The following is a 17,685-nucleotide window of genomic DNA, read 5'->3' as shown; positions in this document are numbered from 1 at the left end:
CGGTCCAGCGATACCAATGGCAGAACACAGTGAGACATGGCCGACTTCCGCTGACAGACATGTTCAGTATAGAAGCACCGCTGGGTTCTGCCTTCAGCGGTGCCTGGATGGTGCTTTTCCGTACAGGGAGCGTTGTCCTCCCGGGTGTCAGAGACCCGGCAGGCGCTGCCGAATTGCGCTAACCAACGCGTCAAGGCTCCCCGCTTCGGGTGTATTGATCTGCCGGTTAAGCAACTGCTCACTCTCGCTCAGCGGTTCGCGAGATGACTGTTGAGCCTTGATCACAGCCATCGTGGCATCGGACGGATCGCCGCCCTCGGCCTGGCGCTGGGTGAGCCACTGTTCGATGACGGCGTCGGGCGCCTCGCAGCTCAGGATCATAAAGGGTACGCCGGTAGATTCTGCAACTTGCCAGGCCGCTTGACGATACTGATGCTTCAGGTAGGTCGCATCAATGACCACCGAGAAGCCGGCGCTAAGCGCGGTCTCGGCTAGCGAGTGCAAACGCTGATAGGTGGCATCGCCAGCCTCGGTATTGTAGATGCCGGCATTTACCTCAGACGCCAGGGTCTCTGGTTGCTGACCGTAGAGCCGTTTGCGTTCGACATCCGAACGTATACGGATAGCGCCCAGAGCCTCTACCAGGCGCAGCGCAACCTGGCTCTTGCCAACCGCCGATACGCCGTGAGTGATGGCAAGGAAGCGGGAGGGGATAGCGCTGTAGCTTTCGGCCAGATTGGCGTAACTACGATACTGGCGCAGGACGATCCGGCGCTGCACGGCGTCCTCTTCCTGGTGCAGCCGAAATAGGCTGACCTTCGCCCGAACAAGCGCTCGGTAAGCCTTATAGAGGTTGAGCAGTTGCAGCGCGGCGTAGTCGCCAGTGCGTTCCAGCCAGCCGTTGATAAAGCGCCGTGCCTGACACTTCAACCCTCGATCTTCTAGGTCCATCGCCAGGAAGGCTGCGTCGGAAGCGATGTCGATCAGGCGAAATGGCTCGTTGAATTCGATGCAGTCGAACAGCACCACCTCGTTTTTAATGATGGCGGCATTGCCCAAATGCAGATCGCCGTGGCATTCACGAATGAAGCCTTGTTCGCTGCGTTGTTCGAGCAATGGCTGCAAGCGGGTGATGCTGGTTTCGGTCCAGTCCAGCAGGGCATCGAGTTGCTGCAGGTCTGCTTGCTCGGTGAGCAAAGGGCGAATCTGCTCGAAGTTCTGCCGCATCGGCGCGACGATCCCTTCGGCGCTGTTCAGCGCATGATCTGCAGCCACCTGCGGAATGCTCAGGTGGAACCCGGCGATTTGCTCGGCGAGGGCATCAATGTGATTGTCCGTCAGCTCACCCCGTGCCTGTACCTCCGCCATCAGCTGCGTTTGTGGGAACTCACGCATTTGCAACAGGTATTCGATGGGTTCGCCATTCCCCCCGATTTCCGGTTGTTCGACGCCGCCAGTGACAGGCAGAACCTGGAGATACACATCCGGCGCCATACGCTGGTTCAGGCGCAGCTCTTCCTCGCAATAGTGCTTGCGTGCCGCGAGGTTAGTGAAGTCGAGGAAGCCGAAGTCAACCGGCTTCTTCATCTTGTAGGCGTACGCGCCAGTAAGGATGACCCAGGAAATATGGGTCTCGATGACTTTAAAGCCGTCGACCGGGTGGGGGTACAGGGCCGGATTCTGCAGTGCAGCAATCAGTGCTTGGCTCACGGTCACTCCTTGTAGGTTTGTTGGACGGGCGTGTGAGCGCTTCGGGAGCCAGTTCACACAGTCAAAAAACGCTCCATTATGTCCATCCTCGGTAAGCGTGCAAACCGCCAAGAGGCCGTCTTCGGCGCAAATCAAAGTGCGTATAATGCGCCGCCATGACTAAATCACGCTCGTCTCGCTCCCGTTCCAAACGCCGTTCCGGTGCTTCGCGCCCCTGGCTAGGCTGGATTATCAAACTCTCCATCGTCGCGCTGGTACTGCTGGCTGGCGTCGCGGTATATCTCGACGCGGTGGTGCAGGAGAAATTTTCCGGCAAGCGCTGGACGATCCCGGCGACGGTTTATGCCAGGCCGCTGGAATTGTTCGTTGGGCAAAAGCTCGACAAGGATGACTTTCTCAAAGAGGTCGATGCGTTGGGCTATCGCCGAGAGAAATCGGTGAGTGGACCGGGAACCGTGTCGGTCGCCAGCAATGCGGTCGAAATGCATACTCGAGGTTTCCGCTTCTATGAGGGTGCGGAAGAGTCCCAGCGGATCCGTGTGCGTTTTTCTGGAGACTTCGTCGCAGGGCTTGCGTACATGGACGGTGGCGAGCTGCCGGTAGTACGTCTCGAGCCACTGGTCGTGGGCGGGCTATATCCTGCGCACAACGAAGACCGCATTTTGATCAAGCTTGATCAAGTGCCGCCATATCTGGTTGAAACACTGGTTGCTGTCGAAGACAGGGAGTTCTTCGATCATTTAGGCGTGTCGCCTAAATCCATTGCGCGTGCCGTCTGGGTAAACCTTACTGCTGGGGAGGTTCGCCAGGGCGGCAGCACTCTGACACAGCAGCTGGTGAAGAACTTCTATCTCACCAACGAGCGCAGCCTGAGTCGTAAGGCTACCGAAGCCATGATGGCGGTGCTGCTTGAGCTTCACTATGACAAGCCAGAGATCCTCGAAGCCTATCTGAACGAGGTTTTTCTTGGTCAGGATGGTCGTCGCGCCATTCACGGTTTCGGTTTGGCAAGCCAGTATTTTTTTGGAAGGCCACTGGCAGAGCTCAAGCTCCAACATGTGGCCCTGTTGGTCGGCATGGTCAAGGGGCCGACTTACTACAATCCTCGCCGCCATCCTGAGCGTGCCTTGGAGCGGCGTAATCTGATCATTGATCTGTTGGCTGAGCAGCAGGTAATCAGCCCGGAGGAAGCTGCCCAAGCGCGGCAAGCGCCGCTTGGCGTGACGCAGCGTGGCAGCCTGGCTGACAGCTCATACCCGGCATTTCTTGACCTGGTTAAGCGGCAATTGCGAGAGGACTATCGCGACGAGGACCTTACCGAGGAGGGACTGAGGGTTTTCACCAGCTTTGATCCGATCATTCAGTCCAAGGCTGAAAAGGCCATGACGGATACGCTTAAGCGTCTGGGCAAGGCAGCCGAGGGCGTTGAAGGCGCGATGCTGGTCACCAACCCGGAAACCGGCGAGCTGCAGGCCATGCTGGGTAGCCGCCATCCAGGCTTTGCCGGCTTCAATCGGGCGCTGGATGCATCGCGTCCGATTGGCTCGCTGATCAAGCCGGCGATCTATCTCGCTGCGCTGGAGAAGCCCAGTCAATACACCCTGACTAGCCTGCTGGAGGACGAGCCGTTCTCGGTCAAAGGAACCGATGGCAAGGTGTGGAAACCACAGAATTACGGGCGTACCGCTCATGGCACGGTCTATCTCTATCAGGCCCTGGCCAACTCCTACAACCTATCGACCGCGCGGCTTGGCTTGGATTTAGGCGTGCCGCATGTGCTCAATACGCTGGCGCGCCTGGGCGCGTCGCCCGACTGGCCGGCTTATCCATCGATGCTGCTGGGCGCGGGCGGATTGCGCCCGATCGAAGTGGCCGGGGTTTACCAGACGATAGCCAACGGCGGCTTCAACACCCCGTTGCGGGCCATTCGCAGTGTCGTCGCGGCCGATGGCGAACCCCTTAGTCGCTATCCGTTCAAGATTGAACAGCGATTCGATCCAGGTGCTATCTACCTGACGCAATACGCCATGCAACGAACGATGCTCGAAGGCACAGGGCGTTCTGTCTACAATCAGGTCCCGAAATCGCTGGCGCTGGCAGGCAAGACTGGCACTACCAATGATTCGCGTGACAGCTGGTTTGCGGGCTTCAGTCAGGATTTGCTCGCGGTAGTCTGGTTGGGGCGCGACGACAACGGCAAGACCTCGTTGACCGGCGCCACAGGTGCGTTGCAGGTGTGGGCTGATTTCATGCGTCGTGCCGATCCACTGCCCCTGCAAATGCCCGTACCGGATAACGTGTCCATGGCCTGGGTCGATGCACAAACCGGCGAGGGGACGTTGGAAAACTGCCCGGGCGCCGTAGAGATGCCCTACATCCGCGGCAGCGAGCCTGCACCGGGGCCGGGTTGCGGTATGCAGGCCCCGGCTGAATCGGTCATGGATTGGGTTCGTGGCTGGTTGCCATAGGTGGCGGCTGGCCGGTTGGTTTATCAAGAGGTTTGAACTGTGAACAAGCAATGGATGATCGTATTGGTGGCGGCGGTGCTACTGCCGGGCTGCGCCTCGGTCAAGCGCGGCGCAATACCCGTCGTTGATTCGGGGGCGCCGGTATCGGAGGAGGCTTCTGCACGTCAGCCCAACCGCCGGGCTAATGCACCTGCGGCTACCGCGCAATCTGTCCCTGCGGACTCGGGCGTGATGGTCATGGTGCCGCAGCAAAGCTCCGAGCCGTTGCAAACTTTTGGTGCACCTGATGGCGCCTTCTCTGGAGGCTCTGCGCAACCGCCTGCAGGCGGGACTGGCCAGTGGACGCCGCCCGCTCAGTCCGCGCCGATGCCCGCCCCGGTCCAGCGACAGCCAATGCCCAGCGGAATCCCGTCAAGCAGTGGGACCTTGTCAGCAGACGAGCAGCTTGATGGGCCGGTGCTGGCACTGCTCACCACTGCGCAGCAACAACAGGGCGGAGGTGACCTCAACGGAGCTGCGTCCAGTCTCGAGCGTGCTCAGCGAATCGCCCCGCGCGAACCTCAGGTGCTCTATCGTCTGGCTCAGGTACGCCTGGCGCAAGGGGATGCCGTTCAGGCTGAACAGCTTTCTCGGCGCGGGCTGAGTTATGCGAGCGACAGGCCAGCCCTGCAGGCCAGTCTCTGGGAGCTGATTGCCCAGGCACGTGAGCGTCAGGGAAATGCTGCTGGCGCTGCTCAGGCACGCGAGCGGGCCAAGGTCTCGATGTGATGGACAATCGGGTGCCTGCGTTGGCTGACCAGTTGCTACTGATCGAGCGCGAGCTTCGGGTGCTTGGGGTTTGGGCGTCGTCGCCGCCTGCGCCTGAGGCGCTCGCCAGTCAGGAGCCGTTCTGCGTCGATACACTGGCGTTCGATCAGTGGTTGCAGTGGATTTTTCTGCCCCGCATGAAACACATTCTGGAGCAAGGCCAGCCGCTTCCGGCTGTGTCGGGGATTCTGGCGATGGCCGAAATGGTTTATCAAGATCAGCCGCAGCGCGTGGTCGGGTTGTTTGAGGCGCTTGAAACTTTCGATCGGTTGATCAGTGGGGGCGAAGGCTAACCAACGCCCGCTGATAGGCAGGCGTTGATTGCTGTGGTCAGTTGCAGTTGTCGGCAATTTTCTGTTTTGTTTCGCCAATGCGCGCCTGGCGCTCCTCTTCGTTCAGGCGCCGATTGCCACCTTCTTCTTCTACACGCACGCGCGGATTGTTCTGCAGTTGCGCTAGGTTGGTGCGCAGCGTAGTGCAATATCGCTGCCGCTCGGCCTCCTGCTCTGCAACCTGTTGCTTCACCTTGCGATCAATGTCGCGCTGTTCAGACTCGCCTGATTGTTCCAGCGTGGCGCTTTCGGTCACGGCTGGCTTTGGCGGGGCGACGGCCGTATTGAGCGTTTCGGCCGGCTGGCCTTGGGGCGGCTGTGCTCCAAAATGTGTAACGCCTTCAGCGTCGACCCACTTGTAAACCTGGCCGGCCATGATGCTGCTGCTCAATGCAAGCAGCAGGCCGCCTGCGAGAATGGTCAAACGCATGCTTTTCCCTTCAGTGGATGCAAAACCAAGCCGGTACTATACGCAAAAGATAGGGGGCTTCATTCTGCGCTGGATCACAGCTGAATACAGCCGAAGGGCAACAGCAGACTTGACTTGGCCAAGCCTAATCCGAACAATTCCATGCTTGCTGTTCTGAGGGGCCGCCGCAAGCGAGCCCTTCGCTCAATCATGAGGTGCATACCCGCGCCGACCTGCAACACCCGCAACGCGTTACCTCGCGCTGGGAGGGGCGCCCCGCAACACTTTGGGGCTTCCCTAATACTCGCTTTGACAGTAGCTGACGTAGTCGGCGACCACCGTCGCTCATGCACTGCTTGGCAGTAAACCTAATTCTGGCCGGTCCGACGCGGAGCGGCTATCTGGCGTTCTAGAGGTGAACAACGTGGAACTTTTATCCGGCGCTGAAATGGTCGTCCGCTTTTTGCGCGACGAAGGCGTTAAGTACATCTACGGTTATCCCGGCGGCGCCTTGCTGCACATCTATGATGCGCTGTTCAAGGAAAAGGAAGTCACGCATATCCTTGTTCGTCATGAGCAGGCTGCCACTCACATGGCCGATGGGTATGCGCGTGCCACTGGTAAGGCCGGGGTAGTACTGGTTACCTCTGGTCCAGGCGCGACCAATGCCATCACCGGCATTGCAACTGCCTATATGGACTCGATCCCGATGGTGGTTATATCAGGGCAGGTTGCCAGCAATATGGTTGGCACCGATGCCTTCCAGGAAACCGACATGATCGGTATTTCCCGCCCCATCGTTAAGCACAGTTTCATGATCAAGCATCCTTCGGAAATTCCCGATGTGATGAAGAAAGCGTTCTACCTGGCTCAGTCCGGCCGTCCCGGTCCTGTCGTTGTCGACATCCCTAAGGACATGACCAACCCGGCCGAGAAGTTCGAATACGTCTATCCGAAAAAAGCCAAGCTGCGTTCATACAGCCCGGCGGTGCGTGGACATTCCGGGCAGATTCGTAAGGCGGCCGAGCTCCTGCTGGCGGCCAAGCGACCGATCATCTATGCCGGGGGCGGCGTGATCATGGGTGGCGCATCTTCGCAGCTCACTGAGCTGGCCAAGATGCTCAATCTTCCGGTCACCAACACACTCATGGGGTTGGGCTGCTATCCAGGCAGCGACCGTCAGTTCGTCGGCATGCTGGGTATGCACGGTAGCTACACGGCAAACCTGGCGATGCACCATTCCGATGTGATCCTGGCCGTGGGTGCACGCTTCGACGATCGCGTGATCAACGGCGCGACCAAGTTCTGCCCGAACGCCAAAATTATTCACATCGACATTGATCCAGCTTCCATCTCAAAGACCATCAAAGCGGACATTCCGATCGTCGGCCCGGTCGATAGCGTGCTCACCGAGATGGTCGCTATCGTCAAGGAGATCGGCCAGACACCAAACGCCGAGACTGTCGCCAGTTGGTGGAAGCAGATCGAGGAGTGGCGCGGCAGCCGTGGCCTGTTTCCCTACGACAAGGGCGACGGCACTATCATCAAGCCTCAGGCGGTTATCGAAACTCTGTGTGACGTAACCAAGGGCGACGCTTACGTGGCGTCGGACGTGGGTCAGCACCAGATGTTTGCCTGCCAGTACTACAAGTTCGACAAGCCGAACCGCTGGCTGAACTCCGGTGGCCTTGGAACCATGGGCTTCGGATTTCCAGCTGCGATGGGCGCAAAGCTGAATTTTCCTGAAGCCGATGTCGCCTGTGTAACGGGTGAAGGCAGCATTCAGATGAACATTCAGGAGCTGTCGACCTGCCTGCAATACGACCTTCCTGTGAAGATCATCAATCTCAACAACGGTGCGTTGGGCATGGTTCGCCAATGGCAGGACATGCAGTACAACAGCCGCTACTCGCACTCCTACATGGAGTCGCTGCCTGACTTCGTTAAGCTGGTCGAGGCGTATGGGCATGTTGGGATGCGCATCACTGAGCTGAAGGATCTAAAGCCAAAAATGGAAGAGGCCTTTGCCCTGAAAGACCGTTTGGTCTTCTTGGACATTGCGGTCGATACCAGCGAGCACGTCTACCCGATGCAGATCAAAGACGGCGCCATGCGCGATATGTGGCTCAGCAAGACGGAGCGGACCTGATCATGAGACACATCATTTCTCTGCTGATGGAAAACGAACCAGGTGCATTGTCTCGTGTGGTCGGACTGTTCTCGCAGCGCAACTACAACATCGAAAGCCTGACCGTAGCACCAACCGAAGACCCAACGCTGTCCCGGCTAACGCTGACGACGGCGGGTCACGAGGAAGTGATCGAGCAGATCACCAAGAACCTCAACAAGTTGGTCGAGGTCGTCAAGCTGGTCGACCTATCCGAGAGCGCTCACATCGAGCGCGAGCTCATGTTGATCAAGGTGAAGGCAACCGGAGCGCAGCGTGCCGAAGTCAAGCGTACGACCGACATCTTTCGTGGGCAGATCGTCGACGTGACCTCCAACGTCTATACCATCCAGCTGGCCGGTACGACCGACAAGCTGGACAGTTTCATCCAGGCCATCGGTACGACATCGATTCTGGAAGTGGTGCGCAGCGGTGTCACGGGTATATCTCGCGGCGACAAAGTGCTGAGCATCTAATACGACTTATCGAATGGCCCGACCGGCCAGCAACAGGGGTAATTCCATGAAAGTTTTTTACGATAAAGATTGCGACCTTTCCATTATCCAGGGCAAGAAAGTCGCCGTTATTGGTTACGGCTCTCAGGGCCATGCTCATGCATGCAACCTTAAAGATTCCGGCGTAGATGTAACCGTTGGCCTGCGTGCCGGCTCCCCGTCGGTAGCCAAAGCCGAAGCCCACGGCCTGAAAGTGGATAACGTAGCCGCCGCTGTTGCCGCTGCTGACGTCGTTATGATTTTGACGCCCGATGAATTCCAGGGCCGCCTGTACCGCGACGAGATCGAGCCGAACCTGAAGAAGGGCGCTACGCTTGCTTTCGCGCACGGCTTCTCCATTCACTACAATCAGGTCGTACCGCGTGCCGACCTCGACGTGATCATGATTGCACCAAAGGCACCGGGCCATACCGTTCGCTCCGAGTTCGTCAAGGGCGGTGGTATTCCTGATCTGATCGCGATCTACCAGGACGCTTCCGGTAACGCGACGAACGTCGCTCTTTCGTACGCATCGGGCGTCGGCGGCGGCCGTACCGGCATCATCGAAACCACCTTCAAGGACGAGACCGAAACCGATCTGTTCGGTGAGCAGGCTGTTCTGTGTGGTGGTTGCGTCGAGTTGGTCAAGGCCGGTTTCGAAACACTGGTCGAAGCCGGTTACGCGCCGGAAATGGCTTATTTCGAGTGTTTGCATGAGCTGAAGCTGATCGTCGACCTCATGTTCGAAGGCGGTATCGCCAATATGAACTACTCCATCTCCAACAACGCGGAGTACGGCGAGTATGTGACCGGTCCGGAAGTCATCAACGCCGAATCCCGCGCCGCGATGCGCAATGCGCTGAAGCGTATTCAGGACGGCGAGTACGCCAAGATGTTCATCACCGAAGGCGCTGCAAACTACCCGTCGATGACAGCCTATCGCCGTAACAACGCTGCCCATGGCATCGAAGTGGTCGGTGAGAAGCTGCGTTCCATGATGCCGTGGATCGCAGCGAACAAGATTGTCGACAAGAGCAAGAACTGATACCTGGTTTTGCTTGAAAGAACGCGGCCTAGGCCGCGTTTTTTCGTTATGGCGCGTGTCTCTGGTATAAACCGATGCTTGGCTGAGGGGTGAACCCGCTGTGCCAGGGCCTGTCGAAATTATTCAAACCTGCTGTAAGGTGAATTTGCATGAGTGAGCATCCCGAAGAGCCGAACAAACCCATCGAACCGGAAAGTCTTCTGCCAATTGACGAGCACATCGAAGAGAGCCAGGACGCCGAAGGTCGTAAGGTTCGCCATCGTGGTATCTACCTGCTCCCTAACTTGTTCACGACGGCCAATCTGTTTGCCGGTTTTTTCTGCATCATCACGGCAATCAACGGCAACTTCTATGTCGCTGCTGCCACCGTCTTTGTCGCGATGGTGCTGGATAGCCTGGACGGCCGAGTCGCGCGTCTGACCAACACCCAGAGCGCATTCGGTGCGGAGTATGATTCGCTGTCGGATATGGTCGCTTTCGGTCTAGCTCCGGCCGTACTCGCCTATCAGTGGGCACTCTCCAGTCTCGGAAATGTCGGGTTGACCGTCGCCTTCATTTACGTGGCCTGCGCAGCCTTAAGGCTTGCGCGCTTCAACACCCAGATAGGCAAGGTTGATAAAAAGTGGTTCATTGGCTTGGCGAGTCCTGCCGCTGCAGGGGTCGTGGCTGGCTCGGTCTGGGCGGTTTGGGCGCTTGATGAGCCAGGGGTCCGCGGTCTCGATCTGCCATTGGCGGTGATCATGTTGTTTGCGCTGCTGGTTGCTGCTGCGGGCCTGCTGATGGTCAGCAACATAAAGTACTACAGCTTCAAGGATCTCGATCTGAAAGGGCGGGTGCCCTTTGTGGCGATACTGATCGTAGTCCTGGTGTTTGCCGTGGTGTTCAGTGATCCGCCGCGTATTCTGCTTCTGATCTTCCTCGCCTATGCCATTTCTGGACCGGTACAGTTTCTGATGCGTCGCCGCAAACGCGCCGAAAGTTGATTTTTGAAATGATCCGCTGTCTAGTGCTTCTTCATACAGCCTCAGACAGCGGAGTACATCATGCTTATCAGAACGCCGCGTCGCAGTGATTGTCTCGAATCAGAGGTAACCCCGGAAGCGCTCTATCTAAACCGTCGACGGTTCATGCAAGGAGCAGCTTTCTCCGCTGCGGCCGCTGGGCTGCCTGCGTTCGCTCAAGCCGACCCTCGCTACGCAGACGTGGAGCCGGCTAATGCTCCCGCGTGGTTTGACGAAAAGCTACGTCAAGCAAAATGGGGCGCGGTAACGGTTAAAAACGAAGCCATCACCCCTTATCCAGACGCTACGCATTACAACAATTTCTACGAGTTCGGGCCGGATAAAGGCGATCCGGCGCGGCATGCGTCACAGCTTGTTACTGAGCCTTGGGTAGTAACTGTCGATGGAGAAGTGGCAAAGCCGGGGAAGTATTCGATCGAAGACCTTGTTTCAGACGCCGCGCTTGAAGAGCGAATCTACCGCCTGCGTTGCGTCGAAGCCTGGTCGATGGTTATACCTTGGCTCGGCGTTTCTCTGGCTGACTTGATCAGTCGGTTGGAGCCCACTTCCGACGCTAAGTATGTTCGTTTTGAAACCTTGGCGCGCCCCGAACAGATGCCTGGCATGCGTACTGGGTTTTCCCTCATCGATTGGCCCTATGTCGAAGGTTTGAGAATGGACGAGGCCATGCATCCGCTGAGCTTGATCGCTATTGGTATGTATGGACGCGTGTTGCCAAACCAGAATGGTGCGCCATTGCGTCTTGTAGTGCCCTGGAAGTATGGATTCAAAAGTATCAAGTCTATCGTTCGGATCAGTTTCGTTCGTGAGCAGCCTGCGACCACGTGGGAATCGATGGCTCCTCAAGAGTATGGTTTCTACGCTAACGTCAATCCCAATGTTTCCCACCCTCGCTGGTCTCAAGCTCGTGAGCGACGATTGCCAGGGAGCCTGTTTAGCCCGAATGTGCGTGAGACTCAGATGTTCAATGGGTACGAGGAAGAAGTCGCGCACTTATATGCAGGGATGAATCTGAGAAAGAACTATTAATGCGCTATCCCTGGTTGAGGTTGCTGCTTTTTTGCTCCGTTGCCAGCGTGCCGTGCTATTGGCTCTATCTCGCCGCGACCGCCGCGTTGGGTCCGGATCCCGGCAAAGTGTTGGTTGATAATCTCGGGCAGGGCGCGTTGGTTCTTCTTCTAGCCTCACTGGCGATGACGCCTCTACGAACCCTGACAGGATGGTCTGGCTGGATCGCGTTTCGACGGCAGATCGGGCTGTGGGCATTCGGTTACGCCGCGCTTCATTTAGCTGCTTATCTATATTTCCTGTTGGGTTTGGAATTCAGCGAGTTTGCTGCTGAGCTGGTTGAGCGTCCTTACATCGCTTTGGGTGCTATCGCGCTGGTCGGCCTGTTAATGCTCGCAATGACCTCGACGCGCTGGAGCATGCGCAAACTCGGTAAGCGCTGGAAGAAGCTGCACCGCATCGTCTATCCGACGCTGCTAGTCGTATTGCTTCATATGCTTTGGGTCGTGAGATCCGATGCCGGCCAGTGGAGCCTCTACGCAACAGTCGCAGCGGTTCTGCTTGCTGCACGTGTACCGTCTGTTGAAAGACGGTTGGTCAGAACTAGCGCGGTGTGGCGTGGTGAGCAGGCGGCGAATAAACGCCAAAACAACGGTTGACGTGAGTTTCTGAGTGCCTATAATGCGCACCTTCTCCGGCGCAGGTCTTTAGCGAAACCTCTTGTAAATCAAGAAGTTAGCGAAAATAAAGGGTTGCACGGATGGCGAATTCGAGTAGAATGCGCCGGGCTGGCAGGGTGGTGGTTGAGTCCTGTTGGTGGCTTCGGTCAGGTTGATCGGAAGCGGTTGAAAGAGGTGGTTGACAGCGGTTTTATACGCTGTATGATTCGCCTCCCGCTGACGAGAGACGCTAGGTTGATCGGAAGCGCAAGCGGTTGAGAAGAAAGAAAAACTTCTTCAAAAACAGCTTGACGGGACACAAGGCTGCTGTAGAATGCGCGGCCTCGGTTGAGACGAAAGACTTGATCGAAACGCTCTTTAACAACTGAATCAAGCAATTCGTGTGGGTGCTTGTGAGGTAAGACTGGTAGTCAGCAAGATTATCAGCATCACAAATGCTCAACGAGAAATCATTGAGTGCTCTTCTTGAGGGTAACCTTTAGAAGAGATTGCGATTGCTGAGCCAAGTTTAGGGTTTTCTCAAAACCCATGCAGTATTGAACTGAAGAGTTTGATCATGGCTCAGATTGAACGCTGGCGGCAGGCCTAACACATGCAAGTCGAGCGGATGAGTGGAGCTTGCTCCATGATTCAGCGGCGGACGGGTGAGTAATGCCTAGGAATCTGCCTATTAGTGGGGGACAACGTTTCGAAAGGAACGCTAATACCGCATACGTCCTACGGGAGAAAGCAGGGGACCTTCGGGCCTTGCGCTAATAGATGAGCCTAGGTCGGATTAGCTAGTTGGTGAGGTAATGGCTCACCAAGGCGACGATCCGTAACTGGTCTGAGAGGATGATCAGTCACACTGGAACTGAGACACGGTCCAGACTCCTACGGGAGGCAGCAGTGGGGAATATTGGACAATGGGCGAAAGCCTGATCCAGCCATGCCGCGTGTGTGAAGAAGGTCTTCGGATTGTAAAGCACTTTAAGTTGGGAGGAAGGGCATTAACCTAATACGTTAGTGTTTTGACGTTACCGACAGAATAAGCACCGGCTAACTTCGTGCCAGCAGCCGCGGTAATACGAAGGGTGCAAGCGTTAATCGGAATTACTGGGCGTAAAGCGCGCGTAGGTGGTTTGTTAAGTTGGATGTGAAAGCCCCGGGCTCAACCTGGGAACTGCATCCAAAACTGGCAAGCTAGAGTATGGCAGAGGGTGGTGGAATTTCCTGTGTAGCGGTGAAATGCGTAGATATAGGAAGGAACACCAGTGGCGAAGGCGACCACCTGGGCTAATACTGACACTGAGGTGCGAAAGCGTGGGGAGCAAACAGGATTAGATACCCTGGTAGTCCACGCCGTAAACGATGTCGACTAGCCGTTGGGATCCTTGAGATCTTAGTGGCGCAGCTAACGCATTAAGTCGACCGCCTGGGGAGTACGGCCGCAAGGTTAAAACTCAAATGAATTGACGGGGGCCCGCACAAGCGGTGGAGCATGTGGTTTAATTCGAAGCAACGCGAAGAACCTTACCAGGCCTTGACATGCAGAGAACTTTCCAGAGATGGATTGGTGCCTTCGGGAACTCTGACACAGGTGCTGCATGGCTGTCGTCAGCTCGTGTCGTGAGATGTTGGGTTAAGTCCCGTAACGAGCGCAACCCTTGTCCTTAGTTACCAGCACGTTATGGTGGGCACTCTAAGGAGACTGCCGGTGACAAACCGGAGGAAGGTGGGGATGACGTCAAGTCATCATGGCCCTTACGGCCTGGGCTACACACGTGCTACAATGGTCGGTACAAAGGGTTGCCAAGCCGCGAGGTGGAGCTAATCCCATAAAACCGATCGTAGTCCGGATCGCAGTCTGCAACTCGACTGCGTGAAGTCGGAATCGCTAGTAATCGTGAATCAGAATGTCACGGTGAATACGTTCCCGGGCCTTGTACACACCGCCCGTCACACCATGGGAGTGGGTTGCTCCAGAAGTAGCTAGTCTAACCTTCGGGAGGACGGTTACCACGGAGTGATTCATGACTGGGGTGAAGTCGTAACAAGGTAGCCGTAGGGGAACCTGCGGCTGGATCACCTCCTTAATCGAAGACTTCAGCTTCTTCATAAGTTCCCACACGAATTGCTTGATTCACTAGCGAAAAGCGATTGGGTTTCGACCCGAGAGAGACGATTGGGTCTGTAGCTCAGTTGGTTAGAGCGCACCCCTGATAAGGGTGAGGTCGGCAGTTCGAATCTGCCCAGACCCACCAATTGTCATGGGATGTGGCCGATCTGTAGATGGGGCCATAGCTCAGCTGGGAGAGCGCCTGCTTTGCACGCAGGAGGTCAGCGGTTCGATCCCGCTTGGCTCCACCATTATTCTCACCATCGCTTGAAAGCACAGAAATGAATAGATTCCTTAGGGAGTGTATTGATTTCTGGTCTTTGCGCCAGTAACTGTTCTTTAAAAATTTGGGTATGTGATAGAAGTAGATTTGAGTGGTCACTTTCACTGGTGATTATTCAAGTCAAGGTAAAATTTGCGAGTAAAATTGCGGATTTTCGGCGAATGTCGTCTTCACGTTATTAGACAATAACCAGATTGCTTGGGGTTATATGGTCAAGTGAAGAAGCGCATACGGTGGATGCCTTGGCAGTCAGAGGCGATGAAAGACGTGGTAGCCTGCGAAAAGCTTCGGGGAGTCGGCAAACAGACTTTGATCCGGAGATGTCTGAATGGGGGAACCCAGCCATCATAAGATGGTTATCACACACTGAATACATAGGTGTGTGAGGCGAACCAGGGGAACTGAAACATCTAAGTACCCTGAGGAAAAGAAATCAACCGAGATTCCCTTAGTAGTGGCGAGCGAACGGGGACTAGCCCTTAAGCTTCTTTGATTTTAGCGGAACGCTCTGGAAAGTGCGGCCATAGTGGGTGATAGCCCTGTACGCGAAAAGGTCTTAGAAGTGAAATCGAGTAGGACGGAGCACGAGAAACTTTGTCTGAATATGGGGGGACCATCCTCCAAGGCTAAATACTACTGACTGACCGATAGTGAACTAGTACCGTGAGGGAAAGGCGAAAAGAACCCCGGAGAGGGGAGTGAAATAGATCCTGAAACCGTATGCGTACAAGCAGTGGGAGCCTACTTTGTTAGGTGACTGCGTACCTTTTGTATAATGGGTCAGCGACTTATTTTCAGTGGCGAGCTTAACCGAATAGGGGAGGCGTAGCGAAAGCGAGTCTTAATAGGGCGTCTAGTCGCTGGGAATAGACCCGAAACCGGGCGATCTATCCATGGGCAGGTTGAAGGTTGGGTAACACTAACTGGAGGACCGAACCGACTACCGTTGAAAAGTTAGCGGATGACCTGTGGATCGGAGTGAAAGGCTAATCAAGCTCGGAGATAGCTGGTTCTCCTCGAAAGCTATTTAGGTAGCGCCTCGTGTATCACTGCTGGGGGTAGAGCACTGTTTCGGCTAGGGGGTCATCCCGACTTACCAAACCGATGCAAACTCCGAATACCAGCAAGTGTCAGCACGGGAGACACACGGCGGGTGCTAACGTCCGTCGTGAAAAGGGAAACAACCCAGACCGTCAGCTAAGGTCCCAAAATCCTGGTTAAGTGGGAAACGATGTGGGAAGGCTCAGACAGCTAGGAGGTTGGCTTAGAAGCAGCCACCCTTTAAAGAAAGCGTAATAGCTCACTAGTCGAGTCGGCCTGCGCGGAAGATGTAACGGGGCTCAAACCAGGTACCGAAGCTACGGGTTCAACGTAAGTTGAGCGGTAGAGGAGCGTTCTGTAAGCCTGTGAAGGTGAGTTGAGAAGCTTGCTGGAGGTATCAGAAGTGCGAATGCTGACATGAGTAACGACAATGGGAGTGAAAAACTCCCACGCCGAAAGACCAAGGGTTCCTGCGCAACGTTAATCGACGCAGGGTGAGTCGGTCCCTAAGGCGAGGCTGAAGAGCGTAGTCGATGGGAAACGGGTTAATATTCCCGTACTTCTAGTTACTGCGATGGGGGGACGGAGAAGGCTAGGCCAGCTTGGCGTTGGTTGTCCAAGTTTAAGGTGGTAGGCAGAGGTCTTAGGTAAATCCGGGATCTTAATGCCGAGAACTGATGACGATCCTTCTTTTAGAAGGAGAAGTGGTTGATGCCATGCTTCCAGGAAAAGCCTCTAAGCTTCAGGTAACTAGGAACCGTACCCCAAACCGACACAGGTGGTTGGGTAGAGAATACCAAGGCGCTTGAGAGAACTCGGGTGAAGGAACTAGGCAAAATGGCACCGTAACTTCGGGAGAAGGTGCGCCGGTGAGGGTGAAGGGTTTACCCCGTAAGCTCATGCCGGTCGAAGATACCAGGCCGCTGCGACTGTTTATTAAAAACACAGCACTCTGCAAACACGAAAGTGGACGTATAGGGTGTGACGCCTGCCCGGTGCCGGAAGGTTAATTGATGGGGTTAGCGCAAGCGAAGCTCTTGATCGAAGCCCCGGTAAACGGCGGCCGTAACTATAACGGTCCTAAGGTAGCGAAATTCCTTGTCGGGTAAGTTCCGACCTGCACGAATGGCGTAACGATGGCGGCGCTGTCTCCACCCGAGACTCAGTGAAATTGAAATCGCTGTGAAGATGCAGTGTATCCGCGGCTAGACGGAAAGACCCCGTGAACCTTTACTATAGCTTTGCACTGGACTTTGAATTTGCTTGTGTAGGATAGGTGGGAGGCTTTGAAGCGTGGACGCCAGTTCGCGTGGAGCCAACCTTGAAATACCACCCTGGCAACTTTGAGGTTCTAACTCTGGTCCGTTATCCGGATCGAGGACAGTGTATGGTGGGTAGTTTGACTGGGGCGGTCTCCTCCTAAAGAGTAACGGAGGAGTACGAAGGTGCGCTCAGACCGGTCGGAAATCGGTCGTAGAGTATAAAGGCAAAAGCGCGCTTGACTGCGAGACAGACACGTCGAGCAGGTACGAAAGTAGGTCTTAGTGATCCGGTGGTTCTGTATGGAAGGGCCATCGCTCAACGGATAAAAGGTACTCCGGGGATAACAGGCTGATACCGCCCAAGAGTTCATATCGACGGCGGTGTTTGGCACCTCGATGTCGGCTCATCACATCCTGGGGCTGAAGCCGGTCCCAAGGGTATGGCTGTTCGCCATTTAAAGTGGTACGCGAGCTGGGTTTAGAACGTCGTGAGACAGTTCGGTCCCTATCTGCCGTGGACGTTTGAGATTTGAGAGGGGCTGCTCCTAGTACGAGAGGACCGGAGTGGACGAACCTCTGGTGTTCCGGTTGTCACGCCAGTGGCATTGCCGGGTAGCTATGTTCGGAAGAGATAACCGCTGAAAGCATCTAAGCGGGAAACTTGCCTCAAGATGAGATCTCACTGGAGCCTTGAGCTCCCTGAAGGGCCGTCGAAGACTACGACGTTGATAGGTTGGGTGTGTAAGCGCTGTGAGGCGTTGAGCTAACCAATACTAATTGCCCGTGAGGCTTGACCATATAACACCCAAACAATTTGATGTTTGTGTGTCAGACGGTTGAAGTCGACAACAAACCGAAA

11 protein-coding genes, 2 tRNA genes, 2 rRNA genes and 1 pseudogene are annotated in these 17,685 nt (G+C 55.8%); 13 read left to right on the top strand and 3 right to left on the bottom strand.

The features are described from left to right. Window positions 1–147: 147 nt before the first annotated feature. The gene (locus C1896_17355; protein ID AZZ46519.1) at window positions 148–1,710 is read right to left on the bottom strand and encodes a hypothetical protein; all 1,563 of its coding nucleotides are present in this window, start codon (window positions 1,708–1,710) and stop codon (window positions 148–150) included. A gap of 155 nt (window positions 1,711–1,865) precedes the next feature. On the opposite strand from C1896_17355, the gene mrcB reads away from it, so the two are divergent. Genes mrcB through C1896_17340 form a run of 3 tightly spaced genes read left to right on the top strand, consistent with a single transcriptional unit; the run spans window position 1,866 to window position 5,278 of the window. Then, window positions 1,866–4,178: a penicillin-binding protein 1B gene (gene mrcB / locus C1896_17350; GenBank protein ID AZZ46518.1), complete on the top strand. Its 2,313-nt coding sequence runs from the start codon at window positions 1,866–1,868 to the stop codon at window positions 4,176–4,178. A 54-nt stretch (window positions 4,179–4,232) separates the two neighbouring features. Continuing rightward, a complete protein-coding gene (locus C1896_17345; GenBank protein AZZ47717.1) occupies window positions 4,233–4,946 on the top strand; it encodes a hypothetical protein in 714 nt (237 codons plus the stop codon). Further along, a complete protein-coding gene (locus C1896_17340; GenBank protein AZZ46517.1) occupies window positions 4,946–5,278 on the top strand; it encodes a pseudouridine synthase in 333 nt (110 codons plus the stop codon). Before C1896_17345 ends, C1896_17340 begins: the two co-directional genes overlap by 1 nt. 37 nt (window positions 5,279–5,315) lie before the next feature. On the opposite strand, the gene C1896_17335 is transcribed toward C1896_17340, so the two are convergent. Further along, window positions 5,316–5,747 (bottom strand): DUF4124 domain-containing protein, encoded by a 432-nt coding sequence (locus tag C1896_17335; GenBank protein AZZ46516.1) that lies wholly within the window; start codon window positions 5,745–5,747, stop codon window positions 5,316–5,318. A gap of 403 nt (window positions 5,748–6,150) precedes the next feature. Between C1896_17335 and C1896_17330 the strand changes: the two genes are divergently transcribed. From C1896_17330 to C1896_17305, 6 genes are all read left to right on the top strand, one after another. After that, window positions 6,151–7,875, top strand: a complete 1,725-nt coding sequence (locus tag C1896_17330; GenBank protein ID AZZ47716.1) for an acetolactate synthase 3 large subunit — start codon at window positions 6,151–6,153, stop codon at window positions 7,873–7,875. A gap of 2 nt (window positions 7,876–7,877) precedes the next feature. After that, complete coding sequence (locus C1896_17325; GenBank protein AZZ46515.1) at window positions 7,878–8,369, top strand: acetolactate synthase small subunit; 492 nt, start codon at window positions 7,878–7,880, stop codon at window positions 8,367–8,369. Between the two features lie 46 nt (window positions 8,370–8,415). Further along, window positions 8,416–9,432, top strand: coding sequence for a ketol-acid reductoisomerase (locus C1896_17320; GenBank protein ID AZZ46514.1), 1,017 nt, complete (start codon window positions 8,416–8,418; stop codon window positions 9,430–9,432). Between the two features lie 149 nt (window positions 9,433–9,581). Then, window positions 9,582–10,415 carry a CDP-diacylglycerol--serine O-phosphatidyltransferase gene (pssA, locus tag C1896_17315; protein AZZ46513.1) on the top strand — a complete coding sequence of 278 codons (834 nt, stop codon included), beginning with the start codon at window positions 9,582–9,584 and terminating at the stop codon, window positions 10,413–10,415. Window positions 10,416–10,475: 60 nt separating this feature from the next. Then, a complete protein-coding gene (locus tag C1896_17310; protein ID AZZ46512.1) occupies window positions 10,476–11,483 on the top strand; it encodes a protein-methionine-sulfoxide reductase catalytic subunit MsrP in 1,008 nt (335 codons plus the stop codon). After that, the gene (locus tag C1896_17305) at window positions 11,483–12,121 is read left to right on the top strand and encodes a protein-methionine-sulfoxide reductase heme-binding subunit MsrQ (protein AZZ46511.1); all 639 of its coding nucleotides are present in this window, start codon (window positions 11,483–11,485) and stop codon (window positions 12,119–12,121) included. The genes C1896_17310 and C1896_17305 overlap by 1 nt, the downstream gene beginning before the upstream one ends. A 48-nt stretch (window positions 12,122–12,169) precedes the next feature. Here the strand turns inward: C1896_17305 and C1896_17300 are convergent. Beyond that, a pseudogene (locus tag C1896_17300) lies at window positions 12,170–12,571 on the bottom strand (hypothetical protein). Between the two features lie 109 nt (window positions 12,572–12,680). Between C1896_17300 and C1896_17295 the strand changes: the two are divergent. The 4 genes from C1896_17295 to C1896_17280 all read left to right on the top strand — a co-directional run bounded on the left by C1896_17295 (window position 12,681) and on the right by C1896_17280 (window position 17,641). Continuing rightward, a 16S ribosomal RNA gene (locus C1896_17295) occupies window positions 12,681–14,218 on the top strand. Between the two features lie 90 nt (window positions 14,219–14,308). Then, window positions 14,309–14,385: transfer RNA gene (locus tag C1896_17290), tRNA-Ile, on the top strand. 30 nt (window positions 14,386–14,415) lie between these two features. After that, window positions 14,416–14,491, top strand: a tRNA-Ala gene (locus C1896_17285). A 235-nt stretch (window positions 14,492–14,726) separates the two neighbouring features. Continuing rightward, window positions 14,727–17,641, top strand: a 23S ribosomal RNA gene (locus C1896_17280). The 16S and 23S rRNA genes sit together here with 2 tRNA genes alongside, the layout of an rRNA operon. Window positions 17,642–17,685 lie beyond the last annotated feature (44 nt).

The sequence above is a fragment of the Pseudomonadaceae bacterium SI-3 genome (assembly GCA_004010935.1).
In the GTDB taxonomy this organism is placed as follows: Bacteria; Pseudomonadota; Gammaproteobacteria; order Pseudomonadales; family Pseudomonadaceae; genus Stutzerimonas.
The sequence above is the reverse complement of the archived record's forward strand: the minus strand, read 5'-3'. Positions and strand labels throughout refer to the sequence as shown.